Origin of the sequence: Pseudomonas sp. QLc11A, assembly GCF_052112305.1 — a bacterium.
Lineage (GTDB): Bacteria > Pseudomonadota > Gammaproteobacteria > Pseudomonadales > Pseudomonadaceae > Aquipseudomonas > Aquipseudomonas laurylsulfatiphila.
On sequence record NZ_JAVAJJ010000112.1, the window covers coordinates 1 to 213 of the forward strand.

Sequence of the window (213 nt, forward strand, 5' to 3'; positions counted from 1 at the left end):
CCTGGACCTACGTCGCCAGCTCCGCCCACAACGAGTTCGCCGCCGGCACCACCTACACCGACACCTTCGCGGTGAGCAGTGCCGATGGCACCCTCACTTCGGTCACCGTGAATATCCTCGGCACCAATGATGCGGCCGTGCTGTCCGCCGACATCGCCCACCTCACCGAGACTAATGCCGCCGTCGACATTTCCACCACCGGCACCCTGACCA

The 213-nt window shown here is 64.8% G+C and carries 1 protein-coding gene; it reads left to right on the forward strand.

Annotated features, from left to right (window positions below; genetic code table 11):
• The coding region (locus Q8X48_RS30130; protein WP_407802833.1) for a VCBS domain-containing protein at window positions 1–213 on the forward strand (213 nt) is incomplete at both ends.